The organism is Paraburkholderia sp. CNPSo 3274 (assembly GCF_024206475.1).
Taxonomy (GTDB): Bacteria; Pseudomonadota; Gammaproteobacteria; order Burkholderiales; family Burkholderiaceae; genus Paraburkholderia.
This window is the reverse complement of record NZ_JAMBPR010000163.1, coordinates 1-5500: the sequence shown is the minus strand read 5'-3', so window position 1 is coordinate 5500 and position 5500 is coordinate 1. Positions and strand designations below refer to the sequence as shown.

The window sequence follows — 5500 nt, the reverse complement described above, 5'->3', positions numbered from 1 at the left end:
GTCCCGATGCAGTTGATCGACCGAGCCCGCGAAGACCCGGTCGATGCTGCCGTCAGCCTGCCAGCGTCGCATGATCCGGTAGATGCGGGTGTGGTGGATTTCAGGCAGCCCCTTTGCATCCGTTTCGATCGGCAGCATCTTCCATTGACACCCCATATAGAGCGCCTTCAGGACGTAGTTGAACATCCTCTGTAACGGCAACGTCGGCGGCGGGCCGCGCCGGCCCCGGCTCAGGTGCGGCAAGACAAATTGCCCGAACTGCGCTTCACTCAATTTCGTGGGAATCGCCTGCCGGCCATGGTTTGCAGCCATTTTCGCATCCGCAAAGCCCTCACTTTAACCGCTCCCCCTCGCCAGCTCCGAAAGCCATTCCCGGTGGGGCTCGCAGACAAATTCGGCCCCTTCGGAAAACCCGCAATCAGTTGGACATTGCGATCAATAACGAGTGCGGCCGGCTGCTGGCCAATGTCGTGACCGCCTTCAACTCGGTACTGCTCTCACAACTGCTCGAACGCTACCAGCGGGAGGGAAATGAGAAGGCGCTCGCGATGCTGAAGAAGATTTCTCCGGTGGCGTGGCGGCACATCCACTTCCTCGGGCATTACACGTTTCGCAACGAGAACCCGATCGACATCGCGGCCATGCTTGCGGGTCTCGACCTTCTCTAACCACCTGAAATCAAAGGACTTCCAAAATTTCTGCGGTTCCGGCTTACAACCCCTACAGCGAAGTAATGTCGTCACCGGCCAATGCCCGCCAGGACAGGGCTGGGGCCTCCGGGCTGACGAAATTACTTCGTTTGCCAGCGAAGTAAAATCGTCAGTGCGCCGGGAGACCGGCAAGGAGTAAAGAGTGCAAGTCTCTTACAACGAAGGTCTAGCAAACCACGTTGTCCCCGAGTCATGCGCACAATTTGCCATGCAGATGTCATTATGGACTGCTAAAAAGTCATGAGGTTTGTCAATTTCGGCCGGACCAGCGAATGGTACCGTCAGAAATACGGACGCGATGCCAGTCGGATGCCGTGGCGCAAGGTCCATCTGTCGATCCGGAGATGAACGTCCACTCGATCGTGTTCACGGAAGACACCGTGTCCAATGAGGCCGGTCTGAAAGCATACTGGCGGTCGGTGTGAATGTGGACTGTGTGATCGCCAACGGTGCGTACTACAGCATCGCACAGGCTGAAGCGTGGTCAGTCAGCGGCGTGCTGCGGATGATTCCGCCACCGTCGAACGCGATCGATAATTTATTTTAACCAACCAACCTCGTAGGGAAATAATGACTGGAAAATCTTTGATGATAAAGATGGCGGCAGCCATCCTTATCGCCTTATGTTTCGCGGCATGCTCGGGGAAAGGCCTTGACAGCGGCGCCCAAGCTACCAGCACGCCCCGCGCGCAAACCTACAGGTGCTCGAACTAATGGAACACATGCAAATTAGTCGCCGCCAGTTCATGCGTCTTGCGGCAGCCGCAGCGGGTACGACAGTCGCGTCGACTATTTTCCCTGGGGCTATCCAACGCGCGCTGGCTACTCCGGCAAACAACGGTACCGGCACGATCAATGACGTTGAGCACATCGTTATTCTGATGCTCGAGAACCGTTCGTTCGACCACTACCTGGGCTCGCTGCCCGGCGTTCGTGGTTTCAACGACCCGTCGGTAACCTCGGATATCTGGTCTCAGCCGGACCGCAATGGTGGGATCGTTACGCCGTTCCACATTGATACCGACAACACTAACTTCCCGATCTGGAAGGGTCTGCCGCACTCGTGGCCGGATAGTCAAGCTGCCAACAATGGCGGCCGCATGAATAATTGGGTCCTGGCGAAAGGCGGGGCAACGATGGGTTACATCAACCGCCAGGACATTCCGTTCCACTGCGCCCTGGCTGATGCATTTACTGTGTGCGACGCGTACCACGCATCGATGCCCGGCCCGACCTGCCCGAACCGTCTGTACATGCTGACCGGCAGTAACGATCCGCATGGTCTCGGCGGCTTTGGGCCGATTATCGATAACAACAACATTACCCAGTTCACCAATGGTCAGGGCAATATGTACGGTCCGGGCTGGGTGACCTATGCTGAATCGCTGCAAAATGCAGGCATCAGTTGGGGCGCGTACCGTCAAGGCACCGACAAGACGAGCAACGACAACAGCGATGGCGGTATGAACGTGCTTCTCGCCTTCCAGAATTTCGTCAATGCTCTGCCGGGCAATCCGCTGTACGACCGCGGCGTCAACCCGCGAACCCTGGCGCAATTCAAGCAAGACGTGCTGGCCAATACGCTGCCGCAGGTTTCGTGGCTGTTCGCTCCGCGAATTTTCTGTGAGCACCCACTGTGGCCGCCAGCATACGGCGTCGAGTGGATCGCACGTATTCTGGATGCACTGACGTCGAATCCGGATGTTTGGAGCAAGACCGCCTTCATCGTAACCTATGACGAGAACGACGGCTTCTTCGACCACGTGGCTCCACCGCGCCCTGCGGCTACGTCGGCCAACGGTTTGAGCACCGTGGAAACGAGCGACGAAATCAACCCTGGCGACGGCAACCCCTTCGGTCTGGGCAATCGTGTGCCGACGTTTGTCGTTTCGCCGTGGAGTCGTGGAGGTTATGTTTGCTCGCAGACGTTCGACCATACTTCGCTGATCCGCTTCATTGAACAGCGATTTGGCGTGCACTGCGGCAACATCACCCCGTGGCGTCGCGCAGTTTGCGGTGACTTGACTTCGGCATTTAACTTCAAGACGCCTAACGATGTTTTCCCGACTTCGGTTCCGACTATCAGTATGTCAGTGCCGCTGCCAACTAGCGCCGTGGATTATGCTGCTGCGACGGCAGCAAATATCAACAAACCTGTTCCGACGCCACCGGCAACGCCGGCCGGCAAGCCGGTGGTTGAGTCCGGCACTCGTCCGGCACGTGCAATTCCGTATGAGCTGTTCGCGAAGTGCGCGGTCACCGGTGGTGGCCCTGCAGTGCACTTCGGTAACACGGGTGGTGTCGGAGTGTGCTACCGCGTTGTTGACCGTCTGAACCTGTCGAATGCACCAAAGTACTACACGGTTGAAGACAGCAAGACCCTGGATGATTTCTGGACATTAACCAGCGGTGCATACGATCTGCGCGTCACCGGTCCCAACGGCTTCGTTCGCGAGTATGTTGATACTCCGAGCACCAGCGCCGCCCTGCAAGTTGAAACGTGCTACGGTAGCGATGGCTCGATCCGCCTCTCGCTGATTAACGTTGGTTCGGGCGATGTGAATGCCACGGTCAGCGACAACGCTTACAAGATGGCGCCGCAGACGACCAGGGTTCCGGCGGGTCAAACCGTTGAACTGCCGATCGATCTCACCGCGAGCATGAGTTGGTACAACTTCAGCATCACCCTTAAGGAAAACAGCAATTTCATGTGCAAGGTTGCTGGTCACGTCGAAACCGGTGCAGATAGCATTACCGATCCGGCCATGGCCTCGTAAGGTGTTGTAATGCAGTTGTAGTTCCGCTGATTTGCGGGATAGCTCTGCTAAGAGTTTATCGAAAACTGGTTTGAATTTTGTTGCCGTAGCCAGCCAGCAGATCGGCTAGATTCTCATGGTTTTCGTATTAAACTCAGCAGTTTAGGCGGAGATGTGGCGAGGTTTTAACGATTACCCACACCGCCAAATTAGGCGAAACGACGGCCGGGGAGCCGTCTGGAACATGAGACCCCGGCCGTTGCGGTGCGCATAATCAGAGGGTTTCGAGGAAGGCCATGACCTTGTCGGTTGCGTGAAAACGCGGCGTCCGCTGCCCGACAGGCTGCAAGCGACCTAGCGCTTCCTCCTTGTGCGCAAGATTGGACTCCATGTAGATGTGCGTCGTGTCGATGCTTTCATGGCCCAGCCAGAATGCGATGACACTGATGTCAACGCCAGCCTCTCCTTGCCGGCCACCATGGTCGGTAGGAAAAGTTCAGGGCATTATGCGAACCATTGCCACACAACTCAGCCCGAGCGATCCCGCCTGAACACGGCGGTGTCGCCATCGTCTACATGGCGCTTCGCCTAATTTGCCGGTGTGGGTAATCGCGAAATTTTCGCCAAAATAATCTTAGCTCGATGATTTTGCGGAGAAATTCTGATTTTTTGTCGGTTTGGTTGAGCAGTGTTCAGCCCACAGACACTATCATTGTCCCAGCGTCGTCGGTCTGCAGTCGGTCTACCGCTTGCGTGCCTCGAACGCATGATCAAACTGCCGGGCCCACTGCACTTCATCGCTGTGCAAGTAGGTCGACGTCTTCGAAATCGACGCATGGCGCAAATTATCGCGCACCATGATCAGCTCAGCACCCCGTGCCAGCGCGTGCGACGCGTGCGTGTGACGCATCCAATGCGGGCTTGCGCGGCGCAGCTTGTCGGCAGTCGCTGACCGTTCGTCCTGGATCGCGTCGGCCACCACAATGAAGAATCGTCTCAGCACACGCCAGAGCCGTTTTAGTTGTATGCGGTCGAGGAACAACGTCCTTCCAATGAGTGGCTGAAGGTCTGAACCTAAGTGTCCGCGTGGACACATGCACTCAGACCGCAATGAACGAGAATCGAGACCTCCGCAGCAGGCTGGTCGTTGGCCAGAAACGGGATGGCCGGCGCGAATTTAATGAGGATGCTGTACGGGAACTGGTCGCACTATGCCTGAAGCCGGGCGTGTCGATCGCGCGTGCGGCCATGGACCACGACGTCAACCCGAACCAGTTACGTCGGTGGATCACGCGCTATCAGCATCAGATCCTGCACGATTCCCGGGAGCCAGACCCAATGGTAATTGATGGCGTCTCGATCGACATTCCTGCTCCGACGGTCAGAGGCCCCAGCAATGCAAGTACCTTACCGGTGTTTGTTCCCGTCATCTCTGCGCCAGTGTCGCCGTCGACACCGTCTACTCCGGTCGCGTCGATAGCGCTCGCGCTGCATGTTCGGTTACCCAACGGTGTCGAACTCGACTTCGGCGAGACTGGCGTTGAAGAGATCACGACGATCATCGAGGTGCTCGGGAGGCTGGCGTGTTCCGGTTCGACGAAGGTCTGAACGTCTATCTGCATCGCGATCCCGTCGATTTCCGATACGGAATGAACAGCCTGTCGATTCTCGTGGAGCAGGCGATGGGCCTCAATCCGATGGATTCGTCGCTCTACGTGTTCACGAATCGGCGATGTGATCGTATCAAGATCCTGGGCTGGGATCACAACGGATTCTGGCTATTGCTCAACTAGCTGGATTCATACTGCAACTCCTATTCGCGGATCAGAGGGTTTTAGATGCTACGCGCGCTCGCGCCGCTTTCGCACGGTTAGTGAGTCGATCCCATCGGCTGCTGTGCTTCACAGGCGGGTGGGAATCCGGGACTTCATAGAGGAACGCATAATCGTTATAGGCGTGTCGTTTGATAAGGCCGTATTCGACCCACCTGGTGAGTGTTGCTTCGTGGATGCCGAGTCGAGATGCAGCCTCCAG

The 5500-nt window shown here is 56.9% G+C and carries 6 protein-coding genes and 1 pseudogene; 4 read left to right on the top strand and 3 right to left on the bottom strand.

Annotated elements, in window-relative coordinates; all coding sequences use genetic code 11:
- Nucleotides 1-312: transposase (locus tag M3I54_RS43355; RefSeq protein WP_254346525.1), on the bottom strand; the 312-nt coding region annotated here is incomplete at its 3' end.
- Between the two features lie 110 nt (nucleotides 313-422).
- Between M3I54_RS43355 and M3I54_RS43350 the strand changes: the two genes are divergently transcribed.
- Nucleotides 423-668: a Tn3 family transposase gene (locus tag M3I54_RS43350; RefSeq protein WP_165979569.1), complete on the top strand. Its 246-nt coding sequence runs from the start codon at nucleotides 423-425 to the stop codon at nucleotides 666-668.
- A gap of 755 nt (nucleotides 669-1423) precedes the next feature.
- Nucleotides 1424-3487 (top strand): phosphocholine-specific phospholipase C, encoded by a 2064-nt coding sequence (locus tag M3I54_RS43345; RefSeq protein WP_309249687.1) that lies wholly within the window; start codon nucleotides 1424-1426, stop codon nucleotides 3485-3487.
- A 721-nt stretch (nucleotides 3488-4208) separates the two neighbouring features.
- On the opposite strand, the pseudogene M3I54_RS43340 reads toward M3I54_RS43345, so the two are convergent.
- Nucleotides 4209-4478, bottom strand: a pseudogene (locus tag M3I54_RS43340) (tyrosine-type recombinase/integrase); the annotation flags it as partial.
- A gap of 98 nt (nucleotides 4479-4576) precedes the next feature.
- On the opposite strand from M3I54_RS43340, the gene M3I54_RS43335 reads away from it, so the two are divergent.
- Nucleotides 4577-5074, top strand: coding sequence for a transposase (locus M3I54_RS43335; protein ID WP_254346524.1), 498 nt, complete (start codon nucleotides 4577-4579; stop codon nucleotides 5072-5074).
- Nucleotides 5050-5259 carry an IS66 family insertion sequence element accessory protein TnpB gene (tnpB, locus tag M3I54_RS43330; protein WP_254346522.1) on the top strand — a complete coding sequence of 70 codons (210 nt, stop codon included), beginning with the start codon at nucleotides 5050-5052 and terminating at the stop codon, nucleotides 5257-5259. Before M3I54_RS43335 ends, tnpB begins: the two co-directional genes overlap by 25 nt.
- Nucleotides 5260-5290: 31 nt before the next feature.
- Here tnpB and M3I54_RS43325 read toward each other — a convergent pair.
- Nucleotides 5291-5500, bottom strand: a 210-nt coding sequence (locus M3I54_RS43325; RefSeq protein WP_254343608.1) for a hypothetical protein, incomplete at its 5' end; no start/stop codon positions are given.